Raw genomic sequence first — 25,747 nt, 5'->3', positions numbered from 1 at the left:
AGACTAGCGGGAGGACACGGCGCGCAGCAGGTCCTCGGCGCGGTCCGTGACCTCCCAGGTGAAGTCGGGCAGTTCGCGACCGAAGTGGCCGTAGGTCGAGGTCTGCGAGTAGATCGGGCGGAGCAGGTCGAGTTCCTGGATGATCATCGCCGGGCGGAGGTCGAAGACCTCGCGGATGGCTGCCGAAATCGCCGCCGGGTCGACCTTCTCCGTTCCGAAGGTCTCGACGTACAGACCCATCGGGTCGACACGTCCGATCGCATAGGACACCTGCACTTCGGCACGGGCGGCGAGACCGGCGGCGACGACGTTCTTCGCCACCCAGCGCATTGCGTAGGCGGCCGAACGGTCGACCTTCGAGGGATCCTTGCCGGAGAACGCTCCGCCGCCGTGGCGGGAGAATCCGCCGTAGGTGTCGACGATGATCTTCCGTCCGGTCAGACCGGCATCACCCATCGGTCCGCCCGTGACGAAGGGGCCGGCGGGGTTGATGTGGATGTTCGTGCCCGACAGGTCGAGGCCGGAGGTCGCGATCACCGGGTCGATGACGAGTTCCCTGATCTCCGTGTGCAGCTGGGACTGGCTGGTCTCCGCCGAATGCTGGGTGGAGACGACGACGTTCTCGATCGACACGGCTTCGTCCCCGTCGTAGCCGAGGGTCAGCTGCGTCTTCCCGTCCGGGCGCAGGTAGTCGAGTCGGCCGGATTTGCGCACGGCTGAGAGCTGCTCCGCCATCCGGGAGGCGAGGTGGATGGGCAGCGGCATGAGCACATCGGTGGAGTTGTCGGCATAGCCGAACATCAGCCCCTGGTCTCCCGCGCCGAGGCTGGTGCCGTGGTCGGAGGATGCGACGGCTTCGCGGAAGTCCAGCGGGTTCGTCACACCGGAGTGGATGTCCGTGGACTGGCTGCCGATGGAGACGGAGACTCCGCAGGAGTGTCCGTCGAAGCCGGTGTCAGAGGAGTCGTAGCCGATCCCCGTGATGAGGCTGCGCACGATTCCGGCGACGTCGGCGTAGGCGGCCGTATTCACCTCACCGGCGACGTGGACGAGTCCGGTGGTGACCATGGTCTCCACGGCCACTTTGGCATTGGGGTCCTGCCGGAGCAGATCGTCGAGCACCGCATCGCTGATCTGGTCGCAGATCTTGTCGGGATGTCCCTCGGTGACGGACTCGGATGAGAAGAAACGCAGATTTGTTTGTGTCACGTCGTCGATTCTACGTGGGTGAACTGGTCGGACAGGGCCGCGATGACCTTTTGTGAAACATCGTCCTTCGACCCGTGGGATTCATCACCGACGACGACCTCGCCGTTCTCGGCGGAGATGATCTGGACCATGGTGTCGTCGTGACCGAAGGCACGGTCGTCGGAGACGTCGTTGAACACGAGCAGGTCGACGCCCTTGCGGCGGAACTTGGCCCGAGCGTAGTCGAGCGCGGCGGTGTCGGCGTCACCGGTCTCGGCGGCGAATCCGACGATGATCTGGCGACCGTGGCGGGTCTGTCGGCTGCGCTCGTCGACGAGTCCGCGCAGGATATCCGGGTTCTGCACGAGCCGCAGAGTCAGTCCGTCGTCTCCGGACTTCTTCATCTTCGAGTCGGTGGTCTCGGCCGGCCGGTAGTCGGCGACGGCCGCGGCCATGATGATCGCGTCGGCACCTGTCTGGGCCGTGTGCATCGCAGCCTGCAGCTCCAGCGTGGATTCGACCGGGGTGATCGTGATGTCCGCGGGCAGTCCGGCCAGCAGTCCGGAGTCGATGTTCGCGGCGACGAGCTCGACGTGCGAGCCCGCGGCATGGGCGGCCTTGGCCAGGGCGATGCCCTGCTTGCCCGAAGACCGGTTGCCGAGGAATCGGACGGGGTCGAGTGCTTCCCGGGTGCCTCCGGCGCTGATGACGATGCGGCGGCCCGAGAGCGCCCGAGTCTCTTCGCCAGGCTGTTCGGCCGTCGTCCGGCCGGTCTCCACGGAGAGGGCGAAGTCGACGATGTCATCGGGTTCGGGCAGGCGTCCGGGACCGGAGTCGGGACCGGTGAGGCGACCGACGGCGGGGTCGAGGACATGGATGCCGCGGGCGCGCAGAGTCGCGATGTTCGCCACGGTGGCGGGATTGAGCCACATCTCCGTGTGCATGGCCGGAGCCACGACCACCTCGGCGGTTGTGGTGAGCACGGTGGCGGTGAGCAGATCATCGGCCATTCCGGCGGTGATCTTCGCGATCAGGTCAGCCGTCGCCGGGGCGATGATGACGAGTTCGGCTTCCTGTCCGATCCGGACATGGTTGACGGTGTCGACCTCGTCGAAGACGTCGGTGGTCACGGTCTGGCCGGACAGGGCCTCGAGCGTGGGGGCACCGATGAATTTCAGCGCGTTGGCCGTCGGAACCACCTTGACGCTGTGGTCGAGCTCCCGGAGTCGCCGGATGACGTGTGCCGCCTTATAGGCGGCGATCCCACCGGCGACGCCGAGTACGATTCTCACTGGTCGCTGAAGTCGATCGCGCCGTCGTTGCTCACAGGAGCGGTGGCTTCGGCCTCGGGTGCGGCCTGGATGAAGTCGGCTTCGGAGACCTCGCGGGCGACGATCTTCGACTCGTTGACCTCACGCAGAGCGATCGACAGAGGCTTCTCGTTGGTGCCGGGCGTGACGAGCGGACCGACGTTCTCGAGCAGTCCCTCCTGCAGCTGGGCGTAGTACGAGTTGATCTGACGGGCGCGCTTTGCCGCGATCGAGACCAGTTCGTACTTCGAACCGGTCACGCCCAGCAGATCGTCGATCGGAGGATTAGTGATGCCTTCAGGCTGTGCGGGCAAGGAGATTCCCATCTAATCGGAGGTGGATATACCCATCAATGATAGGAGTTCTTCGGCCGCAGTGCGAACGTGGTCGTTCACGATGGTCACGTCGAACTCCGATTCTGCGGCCAATTCGCGTTTCGCGGTGGCCAGTCGTCGCTCCTGCTCCTCATCCGTTTCGGTCCCGCGACCGGTCAGTCGGGAGACGAGTTCGTCCCAGCTGGGCGGGGCGAGGAAGACGAAGCGGGCGTCGGGCATCTTCTCTTTGACCTGGCGGGCGCCCTGCAGGTCGATCTCGAGCAGAGCCGGAATCCCCTGTTCGAGCTTCTCCTCCACCGGGGCCGCGGGGGTGCCGTAGCGGTGGCGCCCGTGGACGACGGCGTATTCGAGCAGCCGGCCATCGGAGATGAGGGCGTCGAAGGCATCGTCGGAGAGGAAGTGATAATGGACACCATCGATCTCACCGGGGCGCCTGGGCCTGGTCGTGGCCGACACGGAGAACCAGACCTCGGGGTGGTTCTGCCGAATATAGGTGCTGATTGTGCCTTTTCCGACGGCGGTCGGACCCGCGAGGACGGTGAGTCGATTATTCACAGATCTGAGGTTGTCACACTCAGGAATATTTCTCCAACAGGGCGGACTTCTGGTGGACGCCCAGCCCCTTGATCCGCCGAGAGGTGGCGATGCCGACCTCATCCATGGCGGCTTCGGCTCGCCGGTCACCGACTCCGGGCAGAGCCCTCAGCAGATCGAGCACACGCATCTTCGCCAGTGCTTCGTCGTCTGCCGCCTTCTTGAGCACGGCCGCGAGATCGGTATCACCGTTCTTCAGCGCCGACTTCACTTCGGCTCGTGCCTGACGTGCCTTGAACGCTTTGTCCAGCGCAGCGGAACGCTGTTGCGGGGTCAACGGTTCGAGTGCCACATTATCTCCTCTGTCACCATGAACGGGCAGGTAGGGAAGTTGTCTCAGTCTAAGACAAAATCCCTGCCGAGAGGCGATATGGGCAGAATTAATGGCCCGGCGAGCCGGAATTCACCTATGGGCAGACCGGCGAATCCGGTGTCCGGACCGACCAGCGATCCGGACACCGGGGGTCAGTCGAGTGCCGTCAGCGCACGATTGAGTGCGGCCGCGGAGTCGGCCAGGCCGTCGGGCCCGGCACCGAGCACTGCCCGGGACGCCGTGGCGAGCACCTGTCCCGACGCCAGGGCCCGGTCACCGAAGACCTCGCGCAGCTCGGCCAGACCGGCTCCCTGCGCGCCGACGCCCGGAGCGAGGATCGGTCCCCCGCAGTCGTTGGGGTCGAACCCCAGGTCCTTCGCCGCACTGCCGATGGTCGCGCCGACGACGAGTCCGAAGGGACCGAGACCATCGACGGAGCCGAGCGCGTGAGCATTGCGCTGCCGCACCCGGGACACGATCGATCCCGCCACCGAACCGCCTCCGCCTCCGGCGTGCTGGACCTCTGCGCCTTCCGGATTCGAGGTCAGTGCGAGGACGAACACGCCCTTGCCGTGGGCGGCGGCGAGTTCGAATGCCGGTTCCAGAGCCCCGAATCCGAGGTAGGGCGAGACCGTGATCGAATCCGCCGCCAGCGCCGACGCGGGATCGAGATAGGCCTTCGCGTAGGCGCCCATGGTCGACCCGATGTCACCGCGTTTGATGTCGAGGACGGTGAGCAGCCCGGCTTCCCCGGCCGCGGCCAGGGTCTCTTCGAGAGCAGCGACCCCGGCGGAGCCGTACTGTTCGAAGAACGCCGACTGCGGTTTCACCGCGGCCACCGAACCCTTGAGCTCGGAGACCGCGCGGAGAGCGAACTCCCGCACTCCTGCGGCGCTGGCCGGCAGTCCCCAGGAGGCCAGGAGATGCTCATGCGGGTCGATGCCCACACACAGCGGTCCGTGCTCGGCCATGGCGGCTGCCAGCCGGGTGCCGAACATCAGGCGCTCCAGTCCTGCAGGCTCCGCACGTCGAACTTCGAGTCCCGGATGACCTCGAGCGAAGTCACGGCGGCGGCGAATTCGGCGAGAGTCGTGATCAGCGGCACGGAGTTCGCGGTCGCGGCGGCCCGGATCTCATAGCCGTCGGCACGTTCCTGTCGGCCCGAGGGAACGTTGATGACCATGCCGATGGTGCCCGCCGCGAGGTAGTCGATGACCGTACGGTCTTCGGCGTCGGCCTCGAAGTGCTTGTGCACCTGAGTGGTCTTGATCCCGTAGCGGGAGAGCACGGCCGCGGTGCTGGTGGTCGCGACGACGTCGAAGCCCATGTCGACGAGTTCCTTGACCGGCAGAACCATGGCCCGCTTGTCCCGATCGGCCACGGACACGAACACGGTGCCGGAGGTCGGCAGCTTCACGGATGCGCCGAGGAGGCCCTTCGCGAAGGCCGTCGGGAAGTTGTGGTCGATGCCCATGACCTCGCCGGTCGACCGCATCTCGGGGCCGAGGATCGAATCGACGATCTTGCCTTCGACGGTGGTGAACCGGCGGAACGGCAGGACCGCCTCCTTGACGGCGATCGGATGATCGAGCGGCAGGGTCGAGCCATCGCCCTCTGCGGCCAGCAGGTCACCGCGCAGATCGTCGATCGTGCGGCCCACGGCGATGAGCGCCGCGGCCTTGGCCAGCTGGGTGGAGGTCGCCTTCGAGACGAAGGGCACGGTCCTGGAGGCCCGCGGGTTGGCTTCGATGACGTGGAGGACATCGGCGGCGATCGCGAACTGGATGTTGAGCAGTCCACGCACACCCACACCTTCGGCGATGGCCGACGTGGCCTGGCGGACCCGTTCGAGCACGTCGTCGCCCAGGGTCAGCGAGGGCAGCACGCAGGCGGAGTCGCCGGAGTGGATTCCGGCCTCCTCGATGTGTTCCATGATCCCGCCGATGTAGACCTCGTGGCCGTCGAAGAGGGCGTCGACGTCGATCTCGATGGCGTCTTCGAGGAACCGGTCGACGAGCACCGGACGGTCGGTCGAGATCTCCGTGGCGCTGGCCATGTAGTCGAACAGCTGAGTGCGGTCGTAGACGATCTGCATTCCCCGTCCGCCGAGGACGTAGGAGGGACGCACGAGCACCGGGTAGCCGATGTTCTCGGCGATCGCGGCGGCCTCCGCAGCGGTCACCGCGGTGCCGTGCTTGGGTGCGGTGAGTCCGGCCCGGTCGAGGACGGTGCCGAACTCTCCGCGGTCCTCGGCCAGGTCGATGGCTTCGGGCTGGGTGCCGAGCACCGGCACGCCTGCGGCTTTGAGCTTGTCGGCCAGTCCCAGCGGAGTCTGTCCGCCGAGTGTGCACACGACGCCGAGGACCTCACCGGCGGCGAGCTCGGCGTGGTAGACCTCCATGACGTCTTCGAACGTCAGGGGTTCGAAGTACAGGCGGTCGGCGGTGTCGTAGTCGGTCGACACGGTCTCGGGGTTGCAGTTGACCATGATCGTCTCGTATCCGGCCGAGCCGATCGCCATCGTGGCGTGGACGCATGAGTAGTCGAATTCGATGCCCTGGCCGATCCGGTTCGGTCCGGAGCCGAGGATGATCACTGCGGGCCGGTCGCGGGGAGCGACCTCGGTCTCGGCGTCGTAGCTCGAGTAGTGGTACGGGGTGTGTGCCTCGAATTCGCCGGCGCAGGTGTCGACGGTCTTGAACACCGGGCGCACGCGCAGGGCGTGGCGGATGCCGGTGACGACACCGGTGTCGAGGACGCGCAGGGCCGCGATCTGCTCGTCGGAGAAGCCGTGGTTCTTCGCGAGCCGCAGCACCTGCTCGTCGAGTTCGTCGGCGTCGCGGATATAGGCGGCCACCTCGTTGATGAGCTGGATCTGGTCGAGATACCAGGGGTCGATCTCACAGGCGTCGAAGACCTCTGCCGCACTCAGTCCGGCGGCGAGTCCGCGCTGGACCGAATGGATGCGGTCGGCGGTGGCATGCGAGATGGCTTCGAGGACGGATTCGCGGACATCCTCGTCGGAGACGTCGGGCAGGTCGGCCCAGCTGAAGGAGGAGTCCTTCTGCTCGAGTGAGCGCATCGCCTTCTGCAGTGCGGTGGTGAAGTTGCGCCCCAGGGCCATGACTTCGCCGACGGATTTCATCGTCGTCGTCAGGGTCGGGTCCGCTGCCGGGAACTTCTCGAAGGTGAAGCGCGGGATCTTCACGACCACGTAGTCCAGGGTCGGTTCGAAGCTGGCCGGGGTGACCTTCGTGATGTCGTTGGGGATCTCGTCGAGCGAGTAGCCGACGGCGAGCTTCGCGGCCATCTTCGCGATCGGGAAGCCGGTGGCCTTGGAGGCCAGCGCCGAGGACCGGGACACGCGCGGGTTCATCTCGATGGTGATGATGCGTCCGGTCTTCGGGTCCACGGCGAACTGGATGTTGCAGCCGCCGGTGTCCACGCCGACGGCGCGGATGATGGCGATGCCGATATCGCGCATCGACTGATATTCCCGGTCGGTCAGGGTCAGTGCCGGGGCCACGGTGATCGAGTCGCCGGTGTGCACGCCGACGGGGTCGACGTTCTCGATCGAGCACACGACGACGACGTTGTCCTTGTTGTCGCGCATGAGTTCGAGTTCGTATTCCTTCCACCCGAGGATCGATTCCTCGAGCAGCACCTCGTGGGTGATGGAGTCGGAGAGTCCGGCACCGGCGATGCGACGCAGATCGGCTTCGTCATAGGCCATGCCCGAGCCCAGGCCGCCCATGGTGAAAGAGGGGCGGACGACGACCGGGTAGCTGAGTTCCTCGGCGGCGGCCAGCGCCTCGTCGAGGCTGTGGCAGATGGCGGACTTGGCCACCTCGGCACCGCAGGCCTCGGCGATGTCCTTGAACTTCTGACGGTCCTCACCGCGCTGGATGGCATCGACGTCGGCGCCGATGAGTTCGACGCCGTACTTCTCGAGCACTCCGGCGTCGTGGAGGGCGATGGCCGCGTTGAGTGCGGTCTGTCCGCCGAGGGTGGGCAGGAGAGCATCGGGGCGCTCCTTCTCGATGATCGTCTCGATCACTTCCGGGTCGATGGGTTCGACGTAGGTGGCGTCGGCGATGTCCGGGTCGGTCATGATCGTCGCCGGGTTCGAGTTGATGAGGATGACACGCAGCCCTTCGGAGCGCAGCACGCGGCAGGCCTGGGTGCCCGAGTAGTCGAATTCGCAGGCTTGGCCGATGACGATCGGGCCGGAGCCGATGACGAGGACGGAGGTGAGGTCTTGTCTCAGTGGCATTGGGGGTTCTCCTTAGGCCTGGGCAGCCGAATCGGCCTGGGAAGCGGACATGAGGTCGACGAAGCGATCGAACAGGTAGCTCGAATCGTGCGGGCCGGCCGCAGCCTCGGGGTGGAATTGGACGGAGAAGGCGGGGATGTCGAGGCAGGCGAGTCCCTCGACGACATCGTCGTTGAGGCACACATGGGAGACGGTGACCCGGCCGTAGTCGGCCTTGTGCGGGGCGATGGTCTCTCCCTCGAGAGGTGCGTCGACGGCGAAGCCGTGGTTCTGCGAGGTGATCTCGACCTTGCCGGTGGTCCGATCCATCACGGGCACGTTGATGCCGCGGTGGCCGAACGGCAGCTTATAGGTGCCGAAGCCCAAGGCGCGACCGAGCAGCTGGTTGCCGAAGCAGATGCCGAAGAACGGGAGGCCCGAGTCGAGCACGGCACGCAGCAGTTCGACCTGGTCGTCTGCGGCGGCGGGATCGCCGGGGCCGTTGGAGAAGAAGACTCCGTCGACGCCCAGGGCACGGATCTCTTCGATGCTGATCGTCGACGGCAGCAGGTGGACGTCGATTCCGCGTTCGGTCAGTCTTTCCGGGGTCATCGATTTGATGCCGAGGTCGACGGCGGCGACGCTGAATCTCTTCTCCCCGCGGGCGGGGAAGAACGTGGGTTCGGTGACCGAGACTTCATCGACGAGGTTGGCTCCGGCCATCTGCGGGGAGGCCCGCACCCGGGCGAGGAGTTCGGACTCGGACGCCGCTGCGGCGGGGCCGGAGAAGATGCCCACTCGCATGGCGCCCTTGTCGCGCAGGTGTCGGGTCAGGGCCCGGGTGTCGACATCGGAGATGCCGACGATCCCGGACTCGGTCAGCCAGTCGACGAGGTCGCCTTCGGATCGCCAGTTCGAGGAGATCCGGGAGGCGTCACGGACGACGTAGCCGGCAGCCCAGATCCGGGCGGATTCGTCGTCGGTGCGGTTGACGCCGGTATTGCCGATGTGCGGAGCGGCCTGGATGACGATCTGCCGGTGGTAGGACGGGTCGGTCAGCGTCTCCTGGTAGCCGGACATGGCGGTGACGAACACGGCCTCACCGGTGGTCTCGCCGAGGTGTCCGTAGGCGGATCCGTGGAAAGTCCGGCCGTCTTCGAGGACGAGGACGGCGGGGGTGGTGGAAAAGCTCATTGTGCCTCTTCGATCATGTCGCGGATGCGGTCGACGGTGGGGGTGGTGGACGCGGCGTAGCGGGCGCGGAAGCCCGTGTCGACGAGGGTGTCGCCGAGGTGCCAGGTGATGCGGATGATGCCTCCGCGTTCGACGAATTTGCCGATCATCCCGTTCGTGGTGTCCACGGAGACGATGTCGCGGCGCGGGATGAGGAAGTCTTCGCGGCCGGCCAGGTCCATGATCACTCCCCCGTCGGTGACGACGAGTTCCCCGGTGGTGCGGATGCCCAGACCGTGGACGGCGACGCGTTCGAGCGGATGACCGGCCTTCGTCGTCGACACATAGGAGCCTTCGACGGGATCGGCCACGGGCTTGATCCCCAGATGGGGCTTCGGCGGAATCACGACTTGCGCCTGGGCCCGTTTGCGTCGGCTCCATCCCCATGCGATCGCGACGATCACGAGGAGGATGACTGCGGCGACGATGAGTGTGCCTACTGTTCGGTCCATGTTGCTCCTGCCGGGTGGGGTGTGGTGAGAGCCCCTGCGGCCAGTACCCGGTGGCCGTAGAAGAAGGTGTCGGTGACCTGTGCGGTCACGGCGATGCCGGCGAAGGGATTGTTGCGTCCCTTCGTGGCGTGGTCGGCGGGTTCGATGCGGTGCGGTGCGGCCGGGTCGACGAGGACGATGTTCGCGCTCGCCCCGATCTCGAGGCTGCCGTGCCCGGAGGCTCCGGTGATGCGGGCCGGGGCCGCGGACATCACACGGGCCACATCGCCGAAGTCGAAGTCGTGGTCGGCCATGGCGGCGACGACGATGGACAGGGCGGATTCCATACCGACCATGCCCATGGCTGCGGCGGTCCACTCGCTGCATTTGTGTTCGGAGGTGTGTGGGGCGTGGTCGGTGCCGACGACGTCGATCGTGCCGTCGGCCAGGGCAGCCCGGAGCGCCTGCACGTCCCGATCTGTGCGCAGCGGAGGATTGACCTTGAACACAGGGTCGAAGGTGCGCACGAGTTCGTCGGTGAGCATGAGGTGGTGCGGAGTCACCTCGGCGGTCACGGCGATCCCCCGGGCCTTGGCCCAGCGGATCAGGTCGACGCTGCCGGCCGTGGAGACATGGCAGATGTGCAGTCGGGACCCGACGTGTTCGGCCAGGAGCACATCGCGGGCGATGATCGACTCCTCGGCGACGGCGGGCCAGCCGGGCAGTCCGAGTTCGGCCGAGACCGTTCCCTCGTTCATCTGCGCGCCTTCGGTCAGACGCGGTTCCTGTGCGTGCTGGGCGATGATCCCGTCGAAGGTCTTGACGTATTCGAGGGCGCGGCGCATGAGCAGCGGATCGGAGACGCAGATGCCGTCGTCCGAGAACATCCGCACGCGGGCACCCGAACGTGCCATGGCACCCAGTTCGGCCAGCTGCCGGCCTTCGAGCCCGGTGGTCACGGCACCGACGGGCACGACTTCGGTGAATCCGGCGGCGCGACCGAGGCGGTGCACCTGTTCGACGACTCCGGCGGTGTCGGCCACGGGCGCGGTGTTGGCCATGGCGTGGACGCAGGTGAATCCGCCCGACGCCGCCGACCGGGATCCGGTGAGGACGGTCTCGGCATCTTCCTTGCCCGGTTCGCGCAGGTGGGTGTGCATGTCGACGAGTCCCGGCAGGGCCACGAGGCCTGCGGCATCGACGGTCTCGCAGTCGCCTGAGCCCAGGAGTTCGGGGTCGACGATGCGTCCGTCGCTAATCGCGACATCGGCGACGCCGCGTCCGAGCACATCGGCACCGCGGATGAGGTAATCAGTCATTGGTCTCCTCCTGACCGGTCAGCAGACGGTAGAGGACCGCCATGCGCACGCTCACTCCGTTCTCGACTTGGTCGAGGACGAGGGCGCGGGGTGAGTCCGCTGCGGCAGCGGAGATTTCGAAACCGCGGTTCATGGGGCCCGGGTGCATGATGAAGGTCGACTCGGGCAGGGTGGCCAGTCGGGCCGCGCTCAGTCCCCACAGACGGGCGTACTCGCGTTCGTTGGGGAAGAAGGATTCGTGCATCCGCTCGTGCTGGACCCGCAGCATCATCACTGCCGCGAAGTCCTCGGAGCTCAGTGCCGAATCGAAGTCGAAGTGAACGGTCACCGGCCAGTCCTCCACTCCCCAGGGCAGCAGGGTGGGTGGGGCGATGAGGTGGACGTCTGCACCGAGGCGGGCGAGCAGGTGTACGTTCGATCGTGCCACCCGGGAGTGCAGGACGTCTCCGACGATCGCGACCTTCGCGCCGTCGAGTCCCTGACCGCGCGGTCCTCCGGTCACCGGTCCCGAGGCGGGGACTCCGGCCAGTGCCCGGCGCAGGGTGAACGCGTCGAGCAGGGCTTGGGTGGGGTGCTCGTGGGTGCCGTCGCCGGCGTTGACGACGGGGACGTCGATCCACCCGGTGTGGGCGAGGCGATGAGCGGTGCCGGCCCCGGAGTGGCGGACGACGATGGCATCGGCGCCCATGGCCGAGACCGTCTGGATGGTGTCCTGGAGGCTCTCGCCCTTCGACACGGACGAGCCTTGGGCGGAGAAGTTGAGCACGTCCGCCGACAGCCGTTTGGCCGCGGCCTCGAAGGACAGTCGTGTGCGGGTGGAGTCCTCGAAGAACAGGTTGACCACGGTGCGTCCGCGCAGCACGGGCAGCTTCTTGACTTCGCGTTCGGAGACGAGAGTCATCTCCTCGGCGATGTCGAGGATGGCGATGGCGTCCTCGCGGCTGAGTGAGGCGGTGTCGAGCAGATGCTTCATCCGCGGCCCCCCGAGATGGTCACGGCATCGTCTCCGTCGATTTCGGTCAGGGAGACGTTGACGCGTTCGCTGCTCGACGTCGGCAGGTTCTTGCCCACATGGTCGGCGCGGATGGGCAGGTCCCGGTGCCCGCGGTCGACGAGGACGGCGAGGCGGACCTTGGCGGGACGGCCGACATCGGCGAGAGCATCGAGACCGGCGCGGATGGTGCGTCCGGAGAAGAGCACATCGTCGACGAGGACGACGGTCTTCGCATCGATGCCCGCGGTCGGGATGGATGTGGGTTCCGGTGCCCGGTACGAGCCGCCGCGCAGATCGTCGCGGTACATCGTGATGTCGAGGCTGCCGGCCAGTTCTGCTGCGGTCGCGGGCGGCCCGGAGATCGAGGCGATCGCCTCGGCGAGCCGGTGGGCCAGCGGTACTCCGCGGCGCGGGATGCCGAGGAGGACGAGATCGTCGCTGCCCTTATTGGATTCGATGATCTCGTGAGCGATGCGGGTGATCGCCCGCGAGATATCGGGGGCGTCCAGCACTGTTCGCTGTGTCATATTTCCCCTTCTCCGCCTCTCTGGACGGTGGTTAAAGGAGTGGTTCGATTCGATTGTAGACCCGGTGGGACGCCCACCGGCGGTCGGGTCCGGAGTGCGGACCCGCCGACTCAGATGAGTGTCGGTTTGACGTCGAGGATGCGCGAGAGCAGCCCCGAGACGAAGCCCGGTGAGTCATCTGTGGAGAACTGCCTGGCCAGAGACACTGCTTCGTCGATGGCCACCTTGTCGGGGACCTCGTCGTTGAACAGCATCTCCCAGGTTCCGATCTCCAGCAGCGACCGGTCGACGGCCGGCATGCGGTCCAGGGTCCAGCCTTGCGCGTAGGTGGAGATGATCTCGTCGATCTCCGCCTGCTTCTCGGTGATGCCCCTGACGATCTCGACCGCGTATTCCTTCATCGGGTAGTCGGGATCGTTCGATCGCATGGTGACGAGTTCGTCCATGGCCATCCGACGCTGCCCGGCTTCGAAGAGCAGCTCAAGAGCCCTGCGGCGGGCTCGAGTACGTGCCGATGCCACTTACTTGACGCGTCCGAGGTAGTCGCCGCTGCGGGTGTCGACCTTGACCTTCACGCCTTCTTCGAGGAACAGGGGCACCTGGATCTCGTAGCCGGTCTCGAGGGTCGCCGGCTTCGAACCGCCGGTCGAACGGTCGCCCTGGAGTCCGGGTTCCGTGTGGGTGATGGTCAGCTCCACCGAGGGCGGCAGCTCCACCGACAGCGGGGTGCCTTCGTGGAAGGAGATCTGCAGCTGCTGGTTCTCGAGCATATAGTTCGCGGCATCGCCGACGAGCTCTGCGGAGATGTTGACCTGATCGTAGTCCTCGGAATCCATGAACACGTAATCGGTGCCGTCATGGTAGAGGTACTGCATATCGCGGCGGTCGACGTTCGCGGTCTCGACCTTGGTGCCGGCATTGAAGGTCCTGTCGATGATCTTGCCGCTCGTCACGCTCTTGAGCTTGGTGCGAACGAACGCCGGCCCCTTGCCGGGCTTGACGTGCTGGAACTCCAGCACCTGCCACAGCTGGTTGTCGAGGTTGAGCACAAGGCCGTTCTTCAGGTCGTTCGTTGTCGCCACTAATTCGTCCTTCTTCGGTTCAGTCCTGATCACCGAACGGTGATCGCAGTCGGCAAGACGCGCCTGATCGCCCCGGGGTGCGGGGTCGACGAACGCGCCACTGGGCAAGTCTAGCAAGCTCAGCGGGAGCCTTCCATCCCGGCGAGGTCAGTTGAGCCCGAGGCCGATGCCGAGGGGAACCGTCGGCGAATCCTCGCCGATCTCCTGGTAGGCGGTGAAGAGGATCGAGGCGTCGGGGATCTCGACCGTGCTGGGTTCACCGATACCGCCCAGCAGCACCATCCGCAGCATCGCTCCGCGGGCCTTCTTGTCCCTCTTCATCGTGTCCAGCAGCTGGGGCCACACATCGGAGCGGTAGCCGACGGGCAGTCCGAGCTTGCCGAGCAGCTCACGGTGGAGGTCGACGACTTCGTAGGGCAGGCTCTTGATCATCGAGGCCACCTCGGCGGCGAAGACCATGCCCACGGATACGGCGGCGCCGTGGCGCCATTGGTAGCGCTCCTTGTGTTCGATCGCATGGCCGAGCGTGTGTCCGTAGTTGAGGATCTCCCGGCGTCCGGATTCCTTGAAGTCGCTGGAGACGACATCGGCCTTGACCCGGATGGAGCGTTCGATGAGTTCGCGCAGAACGGGACCGTGCACATCGGCGATCTCGTCCTTCGAATGGTTCGATACGAGATCGAGGATCGCGGGGTCGGCGATGAATCCGGTCTTGACCACCTCGGCGAGTCCGGTGAACAGTTCGTTCTCCGGCAGAGTTCCCAGCGTGTCGAGGTCGACGAGGACTCCGGCGGGAGCGTGGAAGGAACCGACGAGGTTCTTGCCTTCGGCGGTGTTGATTCCGGTCTTGCCGCCGATGGAGGCGTCGACCATTCCGAGGACGGTGGTGGGGATGTGGATGACCTTGAGTCCGCGCAGCCAGGTGGCGGCGACGAACCCGCCGAGGTCGCTCACGGCTCCCCCGCCGACGGTGACGATGGCATCGCTGCGGGTGAAGTCGGATTGGCCGAGGACCTGCCAGCAGAAGGCCGCGACCTGGACGTGCTTGGCCTCTTCCGCGTCGGGAATCTCCGCGGCCACGGCCTCGAGGCCGGCTGCGGAGAGGTCGTCGCGGACGGTCTCGCCGGTGGTGCGCAGGGCGCGGGGGTGGATGACGAGCACCTTCTCGACGCGGTTTCCGAGCAGCTCCGGCAGTTCGCCGAGCAGGCCCTGGCCGACGAGGACGGGGTAGTTCCCGCCGGCGTCCACATTGATGCGTGTGAGGCTCATTCGTCCGTCTTCCTGATCGTTCATCGTCTTCTCTCAAGCGCTTGTCGGCCGGTGGGTGCACGGGGTCGAGGAACCGAATCCGCCGGCCGGACCCAGCCTAGCCCTCACAGGCACCCGGCGGCGAAACGCCTGACCGGTTTGGTCGGAACCGTCTCACCGCCGGGTCTGAGCTCAGTTCTCGGGTCGGAGTCCGTCCTCGTCCGGGCTGGCGTACTTCGCATACTCCTCGGCCCGCTGCAGACCGGTGAGCACGTCGACGACGCGGTTGACGACCGTCGACGGCGGTGAGTTCGAGGCCTGCACCCGGAAGGTCGCGACCTGTTCGTACAGCGGTTCGCGTTCGGTGACCAGCGCCAGCCAGTTCTCCACCGGGCTTCCGGCGCCGCGCAGCAGCGGCCGATGCGGGGCGGTGAGCCGCTGTGCCACGGTGTCGAGGTCGATATCGATGTGCACGACCTTGATCGCCGGATGCTTCAGCTGTGCCCGCGTGCCCGGGTTGAGGATCGCCCCTCCGCCCAGTGACACGATGCCCGGCCGATCGAGCAGACGACGCAGTGCTCTGCGCACGACCTCACGTTCGATGCGCCGGAAGTGGTCTTCGCCGCGTTCGACGAAGATCTCCGAGATGACCCCGTACTTGTCGACGATATTCGCGTCCGTGTCCGTCAGCGGCAGGCCGAGGCGATCGGCGAGCAGCCGACCGATCGTCGACTTCCCTGCCGCCGGCGGGCCGGAGAGCACGATGCGCGACAGCGCGGCGGGGACCGGTTCCAGGGGTGGAACCGGTTTGGGCAGCGGGGTGTGGTTCATCGCCCGATACGGAGGTTCTCCGGAATGGCCGCGACGTAGGCGTCCAGGTTCCGCTTCGTCTCGGCGACGGAGTCTCCGCCGAACTTCTCGACGACCGCCTCGGCGAGCACGAGAGCCACCATGGCTTCGGCGACGACTCCGGAGGCGGGCACCGCGCAGACGTCGGAGCGCTGGTGGTTCGCCTTCGCGGCTTCACCGGTTTCGACGTCGACGGTGGACAGGGCGCGCGGGACGGTGGCGATCGGCTTCATTCCCGCCCGCACACGCAGCGGACCGCCCGTGGACATTCCGCCCTCGGTGCCGCCGGCGCGGTTGCTCGTGCGGCGGAGACCGTCCTCGCCGACGGCGAGTTCGTCATGGGCTTTCGAGCCGGGACGCTTCGTGGTGAGGAACCCGTCCCCGACCTCGACTCCTTTGATCGCCTGGATGCCCATGAGGGCACCGGCCAGGCGGGAGTCGAGACGACGGTCCCAATGGACATGGGAGCCGAGTCCCGGAGGCAGATCGTAGGCGAGGACTTCGACGACTCCGCCGAGGGTGTCCCCGGACTTCTTCGCCGCGTCGATCTCGGTCACCATCGCCGCCGAGAGTTCGGCGTCGAAGCAGCGGACCGGATCGGCGTCCAGAGCGTCGACATCGGCTGCGGTCGGCAGTTCGGGCAGCGCATCTGCGGCATGTTCGGCGCCGCCGATGGCGACGGTGTGGGAGACGAGGGTGATGCCCAGCTCGCCGAGGAACTTCGCGGCCACCGTGCCCAGTGCCACGCGCATCGCGGTCTCCCGGGCCGAGGCCCGTTCGAGCACGGGGCGGGCTTCGTCGAAGCCGTACTTCTGCATGCCGACGATATCGGCATGGCCCGGGCGCGGACGGGTCAGTGGGGCGTTGCGCGCGAGTCCTTCGAGTTCGGACGCGTCGACGGGGTCCGAGCTCATCACGGATTCCCATTTCGGCCATTCGGTGTTGCCGACCTCGATCGCCACGGGTGAGCCCAAGGTCTCCCCGTGTCGGACGCCGCCGAGGAGGCGCACATCGTCGGCTTCGAACTTCATTCGTGCGCCGCGACCATAGCCGAGTCGGCGGCGAGCCAGGCTCGCACGAATATCGTCCCTGGTGATCGGTACATGGGCGGGAAGCCCTTCAATGATCCCGGTCAGCGCTTCGCCGTGGGATTCGCCTGCAGTCAGCCATCTCAACATTCCACCGATTCTACAAAAGGATCGGTGCGAACAGGCACCCGAGCCACATGCCGGATAGCATCGCGGGTCCGAAGGCGATGGTCACCCCGCGCACCCGACCGGCCCGGATCGCGCCGATGAGCGCCCAGATCCCGCTGATGAACATCATGGCCACGAGGACGAGGGCCGGTGCGAAAGGATCGAAGAGGGTGGCGGTGGAGAACACGACGAAGGCGAGTTTGACATCGCCGAGCCCCATGGTCCGTGCGTTCATGGCCCGTCCCAGCAGGTGCAGACCGGCGAAGAGGAGTGCGGCGGTGACCCCGGCGAAGAGGACGAGGAACCAGACGCTCGAACCGCCCAGAACCGAGGCGACGACAGCGGTGACGAGACCGATGCCGATGAGAGGCCAGACGATCCGATCGGGCAGTCGCCGGACCAGGACGTCGGCGCGGACGAGGAACGGAGTGCTCCCGGCGACGGCGCCCAGCAGAAGTGCTGCGCCGATGTGGTCGGCCGGAGTCTTCAGCGCCTCACCGACGGGCAGCGCGAGGCTGCCGATCGCCGCGATGAGGGTTCCGACGATGACGAGTCCGACGTTCCCGCGGGAGCCCTCGAGAACGGCGGCGTGAGCGTCATCGGCGATCCAGGTGCGCAGAGTCCGCGCCAGCACCAGGCCGACGACCACAGCGATGAGTACGGACACGCCGATGACCATCCCATGCATCACCCCGGTCTCCACCACTGTGACCGTCTCAGCCTTGGGCCGAAGGAGCGTGATCGTCGAGGGCCGAGTACATGGCGCGGGTGATGCGTTCCCGCAGTCCCGGATCCCGGATGTCGATCGCGGATCCGTTCCCGGCGTCTCCCGCTGCCGACTGTGCCGCACCGAGGAACATCTCGAACTGGGCGACGGCCTGTTCGACGAGCATGGCGGTTCCGGCGACAGGTCGCAGACCGTGGGCGGCGGCCCCGGTGAGGAAGGTCGAATCACCGGCGTAGGCGACGTCGAGGGCGATGCCGCCCCTCGTGCGGGAATCGTCCCAGACCGGGTCGGGGGCCGCCTCGGCGGGGAGGGTCGAGATGACGATCGCCGACGGGCCGATCCGGGTCAGATCCCCCACCGAGGCGGTCAGTCCGATCCGCTCGGCCAGGTCGAGGACCCGGCGGGCGCGGTCGGGGTTGCGGACGCGCAGGTCCACATGGGTGATCCCGAGATCGCGGCAGGCCACGAGCGCCGAGGCGGCCGTGGCTCCGGCCCCGAGGATCGTCGCCCGACCGTCTCCCGCACCTTCGACTTCCGCATCCGCGCGCGCAGAGATCACACGCACGATGCCTTCGACGTCGGTATTCGCCACCTGCACCCGACCGCCGCGGCGGACCAGGGTATTGCCGGCTGCCGTCAGTGCGGCCGTCTCGTCGACCCTCCACCCGCGTTCGGCGGCGAGAGAGACGAGCCGGTCCTTCAACGGCATCGTCAGCGAGAACCCGGTGTGGTCGGGATGGGAGTCGAGGAATCCCTCGAGCTCATCGGCTCCGAGCTCGAACCGGGAGTACTCGCTGGATTCCATGCCGAGGGCCGTGAAGGCAGCCCGATGGAGCAGCGGGGACTTCGAGTGTGCGATGGGCGAGCCGAGCACCGCGGCGAGAATCCTCACTGGCTATCCGTCGTCCTTGCTGTGCTCACGCAGCCACTTGCGGTAGATCTCGACGTTCTTCTTGTGGTCCTCGTAGGTGTCGGCGAACTTCGTCTCCCCCGTGTCTGGGTTCGTCGCGACGAAGAACTGCCAATCGCCGTCGGCGGGTTCGAGCGCTGCCTCGACAGCGCCTCGGCTCGGCGAATTGATCGGTCCGGGAGGCAGACCCTTCTTCTTGTACGTGTTGTACGGCGAGTCCGACTGGCGTTCCTTCTTCGTCGTCGTCAGGTCGGAGCGGGCTCCGTGGATATAAGCCACTGTCGCATCCGATTGGAGCAGTCCCCCGGTCCGCGACTCATCGGAGATGCGGTTGAGGAAAGACCGGGCCACCTTCGACCGCACCTCGGGGTCTCCCGGGGACTCCTTCTCCACGAGGCTCGCCAGGGTGAGGATGCGGTTGGCGTCCTTGCTCTCGATTCCCAGCTCGTCGAGCTCGGTCTCGGTCTTGTCGACCATCTCCTGGACGATGTCTTCGGCAGTCTTCTGCTTGTTCAGGTCGTACGTCGCCGGGTAGAGGTAGCCTTCGAGGCTCGGGGCCTCGATGTCGAGTCCGTAGTCCTTCGGGGTCTTGTCGTCGATGGCTCTGTCGACCTCATCGGCGTTCATCCCCGACTCGATCATGATCGCCTTGATCTCTTCGACCTGCTTGCCTTCGGCGACTGTGATCTTCGGCGGGGCGATGGGGTTGATGAGCGCTTCGACCGCGGCCTTCGAGCTCATCTTCTCCCGCATCGTCCACGTTCCGGCTTGGATGGTCGCGTCACGGCTTTCGATCTCGTCGAGGAAGGGCTCGGAATTCATGATCACTCCGGCTTCGACGAGCTGGTTGGCCACAGTGCGGGCCGAGGAGCCGGGAGCGATTTCGATCGAGACCTCGTTCGTGCCCTGACCCTCATAGTCGCCTTTGGGTCCGAACAGGTCGTCGAAGACGCCCCCGGCGGCGCGCACGCCGAAGAATCCGCCGATGCCGAAGACGAGGACGCAGATGATGACGATCGTCGTCGTCCGTCGCCGGCGCATCATCCTGCGCCGCTTCTTCGCACGGATCTCCGCCCGGGTCAGTCCTTCGTCGGACGAGAACTCTTCGGTGATGGGGCTCATACGTCGCTCTCCTCGTCGGGCATCTCACGACCGGCGGGAACACCGGTGTTGTGTTCGTACTCGAGGGCGTTCTGAAGGATGATCACGGCGGCTTGGGCATCGACGATCTCGCGTCGCTGGCGCGATGACTTTCCGGCTGCGGCGAGAGCCTGGTGGGCTTCGACCGTGGTGAATCGTTCGTCGACGAGCCGGACCGATGTGCCGGTGGCCGCGGCGATCCGGCGGGCGAACTCCAGCGCCGAGGCGGCTGCGGCCCGGGCGGCCCCGTCGAGCGACTTCGGGTCCCCCACCAGGAGCTCGATGGGTTCGTACTCGTCGACGATGTCGCGCAGCTGTCCCAGCGCCGCCGGTTCGTCTCTGCGCCGGACGACGGTGAGCGGGGTGGCCAGAATCCCGTCGGGATCGCTGGAGGCGACACCGATCCGCACGGAACCGATGTCGAGACCCAGCCGGCGACCTCGGCGGAAACTCACTGGATGGCTGCCTTGACCGCCGCGATGGCGGACGGGATGGCGCCGGGGTTGCTGCCTCCGCCCTGCGCGAGGTCGGGCTTGCCGCCGCCTCCGCCGCCGAGTTCGCCGCAGGCCAGCGACACGAGCCTGCCGGCCTGCAGACCGGCGGCCCGGGCCGCCTCGGTGGTGGCGATGACGACGACGGGTTTGCCGTTGCTGACACCGATGCCGAAGATCACGGCCTGACGGTCCGAAACCCGGTTGCGCAGGTCGGTCACCAGTGTGCGGATGTCTCCGGCGTTGGCGATGTCGCCGAGTTCGGCCTGCACGAACAGGGTCTGGCCCACGGTCTGTGCCTCGTCGAGGAACCTCCCGGCCGAGGCCAGCAGCTGCTGGGCGTTCAGTCGGGCGATCTCCTTCTCCGCGTCCTTGAGCCTGCTCATCAGGTCGGAGACTCGTGAGGTGACATCGGTTCCGGGGACCTTGAGCATCTCGGAGAGCGAGGACACGATGGTCCGCTCGGTGGCCAGGGAACGGAAGGCGTCCATGCCGACGGCGGCCTCGATGCGGCGGACTCCGGAGCCGACGGAGGCTTCGGAGAGCACTGAAATCGGTCCGACTTCGGCAGAGGCTCCGACGTGGGTGCCGCCGCAGAGTTCGCGGGAGAAGGGGCCGCCGATGTCGACGACGCGCACGACGTTCGGGTACTTCTCCCCGAAGAGGGCCATGGCACCGGACTTCTTCGCGTCGTCGAAGGACATGTATTCGGTGCCGACTTCGTAGTTCGAGCGCACCGCGAGGTTCGCGACCTCTTCGATCTCGGCCCGCATCTGGGTGCTCGGGGCTTCGGGGAACGAGTAGTCGAAGCGCATGTATCCGGGCTGGTTGAGCGACCCGGCCTGCACGGCGTGGCTGCCGAGGATCTCCCGCAGCGCCGCGTGGACGAGGTGGGTGGCGGTATGGGCCTGGGCGCCCTGGAACCGGTGGTCGTGATCGACGGCGGCGAGGACTTCGTCACCGACGTGGAGCTCTCCGTCGATGACTTCGACGCGGTGGGCGGGCAGACCCTTGACCGGGTTCTGCACGTCGGTGACCCGGGCGGTGAAGCCATGACCGGAGATGAGTCCGATATCGGCGCGCTGGCCGCCGGACTCGGCGTAGAACGGCGTCAGGTCGAGGACGACGTCCCCGCTCTGACCGGTGGTGAGCACCTCGGTTGCGACACCGTCCGTGACGATTCCCCGAATCCTGGAATCGGCTTCGAGCCGGTCGTAGCCGACGAATTCGCTGGCGCCGTCGTCGAGCAGCGCCGAATAGGCGGAGAGGTCGGTGTGACCGCCGCCCTTCTTCGCCTTGGCATCGGCCTTGGCGCGCGTGCGCTGCTCACTCATGAGGTCACGGAATCCGGCCTCGTCGACGTTCAGCCCGGCCTCGGAGGCCATTTCGAGGGTGAGGTCGATGGGGAATCCGTGGGTGTCGTGGAGGGCGAAGGCGATGTCTCCGCTGATGGTCGTGTCTCCACCGCTCAGTGACTGTGCGGCGTTGGCGAACAGTTGGGTGCCGGATTCGAGGGTGCGCAGGAACGCCTTCTCCTCGGCGAAGGCCACCCGGGAGATCCTGTCGAAGTCGGTTTCGAGCTCGGGGTAGGACAGCTTCATGGCGTGCATGGATACGGGCAGCAGCTCGGTCAGGACTTCGTCCCTGACTCCGAGCAGACGCATGGCACGCACAGCACGGCGGAGCAGTCGGCGGAGGATGTATCCGCGGCCCTCGTTGCCGGGGCGGACTCCGTCACCGATGATGATCAGGGCCGAACGGACGTGGTCGGCGACGACGCGCAGCTGCACGTCGGTGTGCTCGTCCTCGCCGTAGGTCCGACCGGCCAAGCGGCTGGCGGCTTCGATGACGGGGTAGACCTCGTCGATCTCGTACATGTTCTCCACGCCCTGGAGCAGGAAGGCGACACGTTCGAGCCCCATACCGGTATCGATGTTCTTCGCGGGCAGGTCGCCGGCGATGTCGAAATCGACCTTCGAGCGGACCTCGGAGAGTTCGAACTCCATGAACACAAGGTTCCAGATCTCGATATACCGGTCTTCGTCGGCCACCGGTCCGCCCTCAACGCCGTAGGCGGGGCCGCGGTCGTAGTAGATCTCGGAGCAGTAGCCTCCCGGTCCGGGCTGGCCGGTGTGCCAGAAGTTGTCTTCGTTGTCGCGCAGCTGGATGCGCTCACGGGGCACGGACGTCTCGTCGAGCCACATGTCGATGGTCTCGGCATCGTCCTCGTGCACCGTCGCCCACAGCAGTTCCGGGTCGAAGCCCAGTCCGCCCTCGGCGACGGGGTTCGTCAGCAGTCCCCAAGCGAATTTGATGGCGTCGCGCTTGAAGTAGTCGCCGAAGGAGAAATTGCCGTTCATCTGGAAGAACGTGCCGTGGCGGGTCGTCTTGCCGACCTCTTCGATGTCTCCGGTGCGCACGCACTTCTGCACGCTGGTGGCACGGTTGAACGGTGCCGGTTCACGGCCGGTGAGGTAGGGAATGAACTGCACCATTCCCGCGATGTTGAACAGGATGGACGGATCGGAGCTGATCACCGACGCCGAGGGGACCACGATGTGCCCGTTCGCTTCGAAGTAGTCCAACCAGCGTTGCTTGATCTCTGCCGTCTTCAATCCTGGGCCTTTCAGATATTGCCTGTGAGTCGCGTGACTGTTGCGCCCGGCACGACACTCACTCGTGCGCACCTGCACTCAACAGAGACCAGTTTAATGGCTCCGTCGCAATATGCGATGTGGCGCGGCGTGCCGGGGCCGGTGCCGGCCTACGCCGCGCTTGCGCCTCGCGGCAGACCGCTCCCGTGTCGGCAAGTCATTCCCGGTCCTGTCCGGCGGTTCGGTACACCTTTCTCTGAAATGCTCAGGGAGGAAAGTGGTGATTTCAGAGGAGGATGTGACAACACAGCCTTCGCCGAGGCTGGTGCGATGCGCCGTCGGCGTGCTGGAGGTGGCTGCACGAGTGCCCAAAGCGAATGCACACTCGCCAGGGTGAATGCACGACTGCCCGGAACCTGTGGTCCCGGGCAGTCGTGGTGGCGCGGTGCGCTGTAGTCAGCCGATCAGCGCGAGTAGAACTCGACGACGAGCTGAACGTCACAGGTGATCGGCACCTCTTCGCGCTTCGGGGTGCGCAGCAGGGTCGCCTGCAGGCCCTCGAGGTTCACGTTGAGGTAACCCGGCGTGGCGGGCAGGACGTCCTTGTGACCACCGGCGGCGGCGACCTGGAACGGATCCATCGAAGCCGAACGCTCGTGCACCTGGATGGTCTGGCCTTCCTTCACGCGGAAGGAGGGCCGGTCCACGCGCTGTCCGTCGACCGTGATGTGACGATGGACGACGAACTGACGAGCCTGGGCCATGGTGCGGGCGAAGCCGGCACGCAGGACGAGCGCGTCGAGACGCGATTCGAGGAGCTCGACCATGGTCTCACCGGTCAGACCGGGCAGACGGCTGGCTTCCTTGTAGGTCTTGAGCATCTGTGCCTCGCGGATGCCGTACTGCGCCCGCAGACGCTGCTTCTCCTTGAGGCGGACCGAGTAGTCGCTGTCGTTGCGACGGCGGGCGCGACCGTGCTCGCCTGGAGGGTACGGTCGACGCTCGAAGTACTTCTCGGCCTTGGGTGTCAGAGCAATGCCGAGGGCGCGCGAGAGGCGCGTCATCCGGCGATTACGTGCTGGTGCTGGCACTGTATTACCTTTCATCAATGAGTTCTGTCACGAAGGGCCCATGAGGTTCTCGCCCCGAACGCGACTGTTGTTTCCCCGGATGGGAAAGAGGGGTTGAGCGTCGAGATCCGCTCGCACCGACCGCCTTTAGGGTGCAGGCACAACAGCTGTCTATCTTAGCGGGTGCAGGCGGACCGCCGCAAAGCCGATCGGCGGACTCGCGGCTGTGATCTTCGCGACTGGGCCGTCGACCTGATCTGCCGGACCGTACCGTCGGCTCGACCTGCTCGACCGTACCATCGGCTCGAGCAGCCGATTCGATTCGACCGACTTCTCTTCTCACTGCCGACAGTCGTCTTCATGGCTGTCGATGGCGGCGTCGGCCACGGCCGCTCCGGAACCGCTGTAGATGTTGATCACCGCGTGGACTCCGGCATGGGCGAAATGCTCGGCCTGGTCGGGACGCTGGACGACGGCGGCGATGGTTCCCGGGAAGCCGGCGATGCGCAGCTGTTCGAGGGCGAAGGTGTTCGAATCATGCAGCGCCATGGCCAGCACGACGGTGTGGGCACTGCCGCCGACGACGAGGCGGTGCCAGAACTCGTGGTCGGTGGCATCGCCTTCGAGCACCGTGAAGTCGTCGGCGCGCAGGGATTCGATGACGTTGAGGTCGTTGTCGAGGCCGATGACGCTGCGGTCTCCGCGTTCGACGAAACGCTCGTAGGCGCCTCGGCCGATGCGCCCCATGCCGAGGACGACGACTTCCGCATCTCCGGTGTCCAGCGGTCGGTCGTTGGCCCGCAGCCGGTCCTCGTTCTCGTCCGGCAGGATCGCGTCGAGTCTCGCCACGATCTGGAGACTGTAGGCATTGGCCAGGGAGGAGCCGATCATGCCCAGGGCCACGGCGAGTGCGATGACGGTCAGCCAATTGTCCTCGAAGAGTCCGTTGTCGACGCCGACCGCGACGACGATGAGGGCGAATTCGGAGAAGTTGCTCAGGGCCAGGCTGGTGCGCACGCTGGTGCGGTTGCGCAGCCCGAAGAGGCGGCCCATGAGATAGAAGCTCGCGAAGTTGAATGGCAGCAGGATGACGCACAGCAGCAGCGCCATGAACAGATCCGACCAGGTGGGAACCGCCTGGAGTCCGATGACGACGAAGAATCCGACGAGGAAGAGCTCCTTGACGCTGAAGAGGGAGACTTCGACATCTCTACGGCCCGCGGGTGGTTGGAGAAGAGCAGTCCGAGCACCAAGGCACCGAGGTCGCCGTGGATGCCGACGGATTCGAAGGCGACATAGCCCGGGCCCAACGCCATCACGACGCCGAAGAGGACGAGCAGCTCACCACGTCCGACGCGGTCGAGGATCCGTCGCAGCACCCACACGGCGGGAATGAGCAGGACGAGAGCGAACGCCCACAGGCTCGGCGGCTCTTCGCCGGCGATCGTGATGAAGGCGACCGCTGCGAGGTCCTGGAGGACGAGGATCGCGATGGCGATCTGACCGTAATAGGACCCGTCGTCGGAGCGGTCCTCGAGCACCTTGACCACGAGCACCGTGGAGGAGAACGAAAGGGCGAAGCCGAGAAGTGCCAAGGTGCCCGCTCCCCCGCTGACGCTGACGATGCCGATGGCGGCTGCTGCGCCGATCGTCCCGGCGCCGAGGAGGACCACCGTGATCATGTGCAGGGCCGCCGTGCCGTGTGCTTCGGGTTGGAGGAGGGAGCGCAGGTCGAACTTCAATCCGATGGTGAAGAGGAGCAGGACGACGCCGATGTCCGATACCTGCTGCAGTCCTGCGAACGCGGTGAAGCCGACGACGTGCAGCAGGAAACCTGCCGCGAGAAATCCCACGAGGGGCGGGATGCGCAGCTCATGGGCGATGAGTCCCAGCGCCAGCGCGGCAGCGATGGTGATGACGATGTCTGCCATGCCGTCCTCCTCG

24 protein-coding genes and 1 pseudogene are annotated in these 25,747 nt (G+C 66.3%); all 25 read right to left on the bottom strand.

Translation table 11 applies throughout. The annotated features are described in order from the left end of the window. Window positions 1-3 precede the first annotated feature (3 nt). Entirely contained in the window at window positions 4-1,209 is a 1,206-nt protein-coding gene (metK, locus tag GUY37_RS08550; RefSeq protein WP_166824536.1) for a methionine adenosyltransferase, read from the bottom strand. Then, a complete protein-coding gene (gene coaBC, locus GUY37_RS08545) occupies window positions 1,206-2,480 on the bottom strand; it encodes a bifunctional phosphopantothenoylcysteine decarboxylase/phosphopantothenate--cysteine ligase CoaBC (protein ID WP_166824534.1) in 1,275 nt (424 codons plus the stop codon). Before coaBC ends, metK begins: the two co-directional genes overlap by 4 nt. Beyond that, complete coding sequence (gene rpoZ / locus GUY37_RS08540; protein ID WP_228278442.1) at window positions 2,477-2,812, bottom strand: DNA-directed RNA polymerase subunit omega; 336 nt, start codon at window positions 2,810-2,812, stop codon at window positions 2,477-2,479. The genes coaBC and rpoZ overlap by 4 nt, the downstream gene beginning before the upstream one ends. 12 nt (window positions 2,813-2,824) lie before the next feature. Further along, window positions 2,825-3,388, bottom strand: a complete 564-nt coding sequence (gene gmk / locus GUY37_RS08535; protein WP_166824531.1) for a guanylate kinase — start codon at window positions 3,386-3,388, stop codon at window positions 2,825-2,827. A 19-nt stretch (window positions 3,389-3,407) separates the two neighbouring features. Then, on the bottom strand, window positions 3,408-3,719 hold the full coding sequence (gene mihF, locus GUY37_RS08530) for an integration host factor, actinobacterial type (protein ID WP_152346336.1): 312 nt from the start codon (window positions 3,717-3,719) through the stop codon (window positions 3,408-3,410). A 173-nt stretch (window positions 3,720-3,892) separates the two neighbouring features. Further along, window positions 3,893-4,738 carry an orotidine-5'-phosphate decarboxylase gene (gene pyrF, locus GUY37_RS08525; RefSeq protein WP_166824528.1) on the bottom strand — a complete coding sequence of 282 codons (846 nt, stop codon included), beginning with the start codon at window positions 4,736-4,738 and terminating at the stop codon, window positions 3,893-3,895. After that, window positions 4,738-8,013 carry a carbamoyl-phosphate synthase large subunit gene (carB, locus tag GUY37_RS08520; protein WP_166824524.1) on the bottom strand — a complete coding sequence of 1,092 codons (3,276 nt, stop codon included), beginning with the start codon at window positions 8,011-8,013 and terminating at the stop codon, window positions 4,738-4,740. Before carB ends, pyrF begins: the two co-directional genes overlap by 1 nt. 12 nt (window positions 8,014-8,025) lie before the next feature. After that, window positions 8,026-9,186 carry a glutamine-hydrolyzing carbamoyl-phosphate synthase small subunit gene (gene carA, locus GUY37_RS08515; RefSeq protein ID WP_166824504.1) on the bottom strand — a complete coding sequence of 387 codons (1,161 nt, stop codon included), beginning with the start codon at window positions 9,184-9,186 and terminating at the stop codon, window positions 8,026-8,028. Then, the gene (locus GUY37_RS08510; protein ID WP_166824485.1) at window positions 9,183-9,677 is read right to left on the bottom strand and encodes a PH-like domain-containing protein; all 495 of its coding nucleotides are present in this window, start codon (window positions 9,675-9,677) and stop codon (window positions 9,183-9,185) included. Before GUY37_RS08510 ends, carA begins: the two co-directional genes overlap by 4 nt. Then, window positions 9,662-10,975 (bottom strand): dihydroorotase, encoded by a 1,314-nt coding sequence (locus GUY37_RS08505; protein WP_166824482.1) that lies wholly within the window; start codon window positions 10,973-10,975, stop codon window positions 9,662-9,664. Before GUY37_RS08505 ends, GUY37_RS08510 begins: the two co-directional genes overlap by 16 nt. Beyond that, the gene (locus GUY37_RS08500) at window positions 10,968-11,948 is read right to left on the bottom strand and encodes an aspartate carbamoyltransferase catalytic subunit (protein ID WP_166824479.1); all 981 of its coding nucleotides are present in this window, start codon (window positions 11,946-11,948) and stop codon (window positions 10,968-10,970) included. The genes GUY37_RS08505 and GUY37_RS08500 overlap by 8 nt, the downstream gene beginning before the upstream one ends. Continuing rightward, on the bottom strand, window positions 11,945-12,496 hold the full coding sequence (gene pyrR, locus GUY37_RS08495) for a bifunctional pyr operon transcriptional regulator/uracil phosphoribosyltransferase PyrR (protein ID WP_166824476.1): 552 nt from the start codon (window positions 12,494-12,496) through the stop codon (window positions 11,945-11,947). Before pyrR ends, GUY37_RS08500 begins: the two co-directional genes overlap by 4 nt. A 110-nt stretch (window positions 12,497-12,606) precedes the next feature. Then, on the bottom strand, window positions 12,607-13,017 hold the full coding sequence (gene nusB, locus GUY37_RS08490; RefSeq protein WP_152346328.1) for a transcription antitermination factor NusB: 411 nt from the start codon (window positions 13,015-13,017) through the stop codon (window positions 12,607-12,609). Beyond that, window positions 13,018-13,578, bottom strand: coding sequence for an elongation factor P (gene efp / locus GUY37_RS08485; RefSeq protein ID WP_152346327.1), 561 nt, complete (start codon window positions 13,576-13,578; stop codon window positions 13,018-13,020). It lies immediately after the preceding gene. 147 nt (window positions 13,579-13,725) lie between these two features. Beyond that, window positions 13,726-14,847: a 3-dehydroquinate synthase gene (gene aroB, locus GUY37_RS08480; protein ID WP_166824473.1), complete on the bottom strand. Its 1,122-nt coding sequence runs from the start codon at window positions 14,845-14,847 to the stop codon at window positions 13,726-13,728. Window positions 14,848-15,018: 171 nt separating this feature from the next. After that, the gene (locus tag GUY37_RS08475) at window positions 15,019-15,657 is read right to left on the bottom strand and encodes a shikimate kinase (RefSeq protein ID WP_166824470.1); all 639 of its coding nucleotides are present in this window, start codon (window positions 15,655-15,657) and stop codon (window positions 15,019-15,021) included. Continuing rightward, a complete protein-coding gene (gene aroC / locus GUY37_RS08470) occupies window positions 15,654-16,853 on the bottom strand; it encodes a chorismate synthase (protein WP_166824467.1) in 1,200 nt (399 codons plus the stop codon). The genes GUY37_RS08475 and aroC overlap by 4 nt, the downstream gene beginning before the upstream one ends. 10 nt (window positions 16,854-16,863) lie before the next feature. Further along, on the bottom strand, window positions 16,864-17,562 hold the full coding sequence (locus tag GUY37_RS08465; protein ID WP_166824464.1) for an A24 family peptidase: 699 nt from the start codon (window positions 17,560-17,562) through the stop codon (window positions 16,864-16,866). Window positions 17,563-17,587: 25 nt separating this feature from the next. After that, a complete protein-coding gene (locus GUY37_RS08460; protein WP_166824461.1) occupies window positions 17,588-18,490 on the bottom strand; it encodes a shikimate dehydrogenase family protein in 903 nt (300 codons plus the stop codon). Window positions 18,491-18,493: 3 nt separating this feature from the next. Beyond that, window positions 18,494-19,630 (bottom strand): endolytic transglycosylase MltG, encoded by a 1,137-nt coding sequence (gene mltG, locus GUY37_RS08455; RefSeq protein WP_152346321.1) that lies wholly within the window; start codon window positions 19,628-19,630, stop codon window positions 18,494-18,496. Beyond that, window positions 19,627-20,103 (bottom strand): Holliday junction resolvase RuvX, encoded by a 477-nt coding sequence (ruvX, locus tag GUY37_RS08450; RefSeq protein WP_166824458.1) that lies wholly within the window; start codon window positions 20,101-20,103, stop codon window positions 19,627-19,629. The genes mltG and ruvX overlap by 4 nt, the downstream gene beginning before the upstream one ends. Further along, a complete protein-coding gene (gene alaS, locus GUY37_RS08445) occupies window positions 20,100-22,754 on the bottom strand; it encodes an alanine--tRNA ligase (protein ID WP_166824455.1) in 2,655 nt (884 codons plus the stop codon). Before alaS ends, ruvX begins: the two co-directional genes overlap by 4 nt. 443 nt (window positions 22,755-23,197) lie before the next feature. Next, complete coding sequence (rpsD, locus tag GUY37_RS08440) at window positions 23,198-23,839, bottom strand: 30S ribosomal protein S4 (protein ID WP_407645400.1); 642 nt, start codon at window positions 23,837-23,839, stop codon at window positions 23,198-23,200. Window positions 23,840-24,142: 303 nt separating this feature from the next. Next, a complete protein-coding gene (locus tag GUY37_RS19345; RefSeq protein WP_323127534.1) occupies window positions 24,143-25,087 on the bottom strand; it encodes a cation:proton antiporter in 945 nt (314 codons plus the stop codon). Continuing rightward, window positions 25,078-25,734 (bottom strand): annotated as a pseudogene (locus GUY37_RS19340) (cation:proton antiporter domain-containing protein); the annotation flags it as partial. The pseudogene GUY37_RS19340 and the gene GUY37_RS19345, both read right to left, overlap by 10 nt. Window positions 25,735-25,747: the final 13 nt, after the last annotated feature.

This window comes from Brevibacterium limosum, from assembly GCF_011617705.1.
In the GTDB taxonomy this organism is placed as follows: domain Bacteria; phylum Actinomycetota; class Actinomycetes; order Actinomycetales; family Brevibacteriaceae; genus Brevibacterium; species Brevibacterium limosum.
This window is presented reverse-complemented; position numbering and strand designations above follow the sequence as displayed.

Excerpts from the sequence above, each read along its gene's own strand:
- rpsD (WP_407645400.1), bottom strand. The coding sequence starts at position 23,839 with ATGAAAGGTAATACAGTGCCAGCACCAGCACGTAATCGCCGGATGACG.
- pyrR (WP_166824476.1), bottom strand. The coding sequence starts at position 12,496 with ATGACACAGCGAACAGTGCTGGACGCCCCCGATATCTCGCGGGCGATC.
- aroB (WP_166824473.1), bottom strand. The coding sequence starts at position 14,847 with ATGAGCCTCACACGCATCAATGTGGACGCCGGCGGGAACTACCCCGTC.
- pyrF (WP_166824528.1), bottom strand. The coding sequence starts at position 4,738 with ATGTTCGGCACCCGGCTGGCAGCCGCCATGGCCGAGCACGGACCGCTG.
- aroC (WP_166824467.1), bottom strand. The coding sequence starts at position 16,853 with ATGTTGAGATGGCTGACTGCAGGCGAATCCCACGGCGAAGCGCTGACC.
- GUY37_RS08505 (WP_166824482.1), bottom strand. The coding sequence starts at position 10,975 with ATGACTGATTACCTCATCCGCGGTGCCGATGTGCTCGGACGCGGCGTC.
- carA (WP_166824504.1), bottom strand. The coding sequence starts at position 9,186 with ATGAGCTTTTCCACCACCCCCGCCGTCCTCGTCCTCGAAGACGGCCGG.
- mltG (WP_152346321.1), bottom strand. The coding sequence starts at position 19,630 with ATGAGCCCCATCACCGAAGAGTTCTCGTCCGACGAAGGACTGACCCGG.
- GUY37_RS08475 (WP_166824470.1), bottom strand. The coding sequence starts at position 15,657 with ATGAACCACACCCCGCTGCCCAAACCGGTTCCACCCCTGGAACCGGTC.
- carB (WP_166824524.1), bottom strand. The coding sequence starts at position 8,013 with ATGCCACTGAGACAAGACCTCACCTCCGTCCTCGTCATCGGCTCCGGC.
- GUY37_RS08500 (WP_166824479.1), bottom strand. The coding sequence starts at position 11,948 with ATGAAGCATCTGCTCGACACCGCCTCACTCAGCCGCGAGGACGCCATC.
- GUY37_RS08510 (WP_166824485.1), bottom strand. The coding sequence starts at position 9,677 with ATGGACCGAACAGTAGGCACACTCATCGTCGCCGCAGTCATCCTCCTC.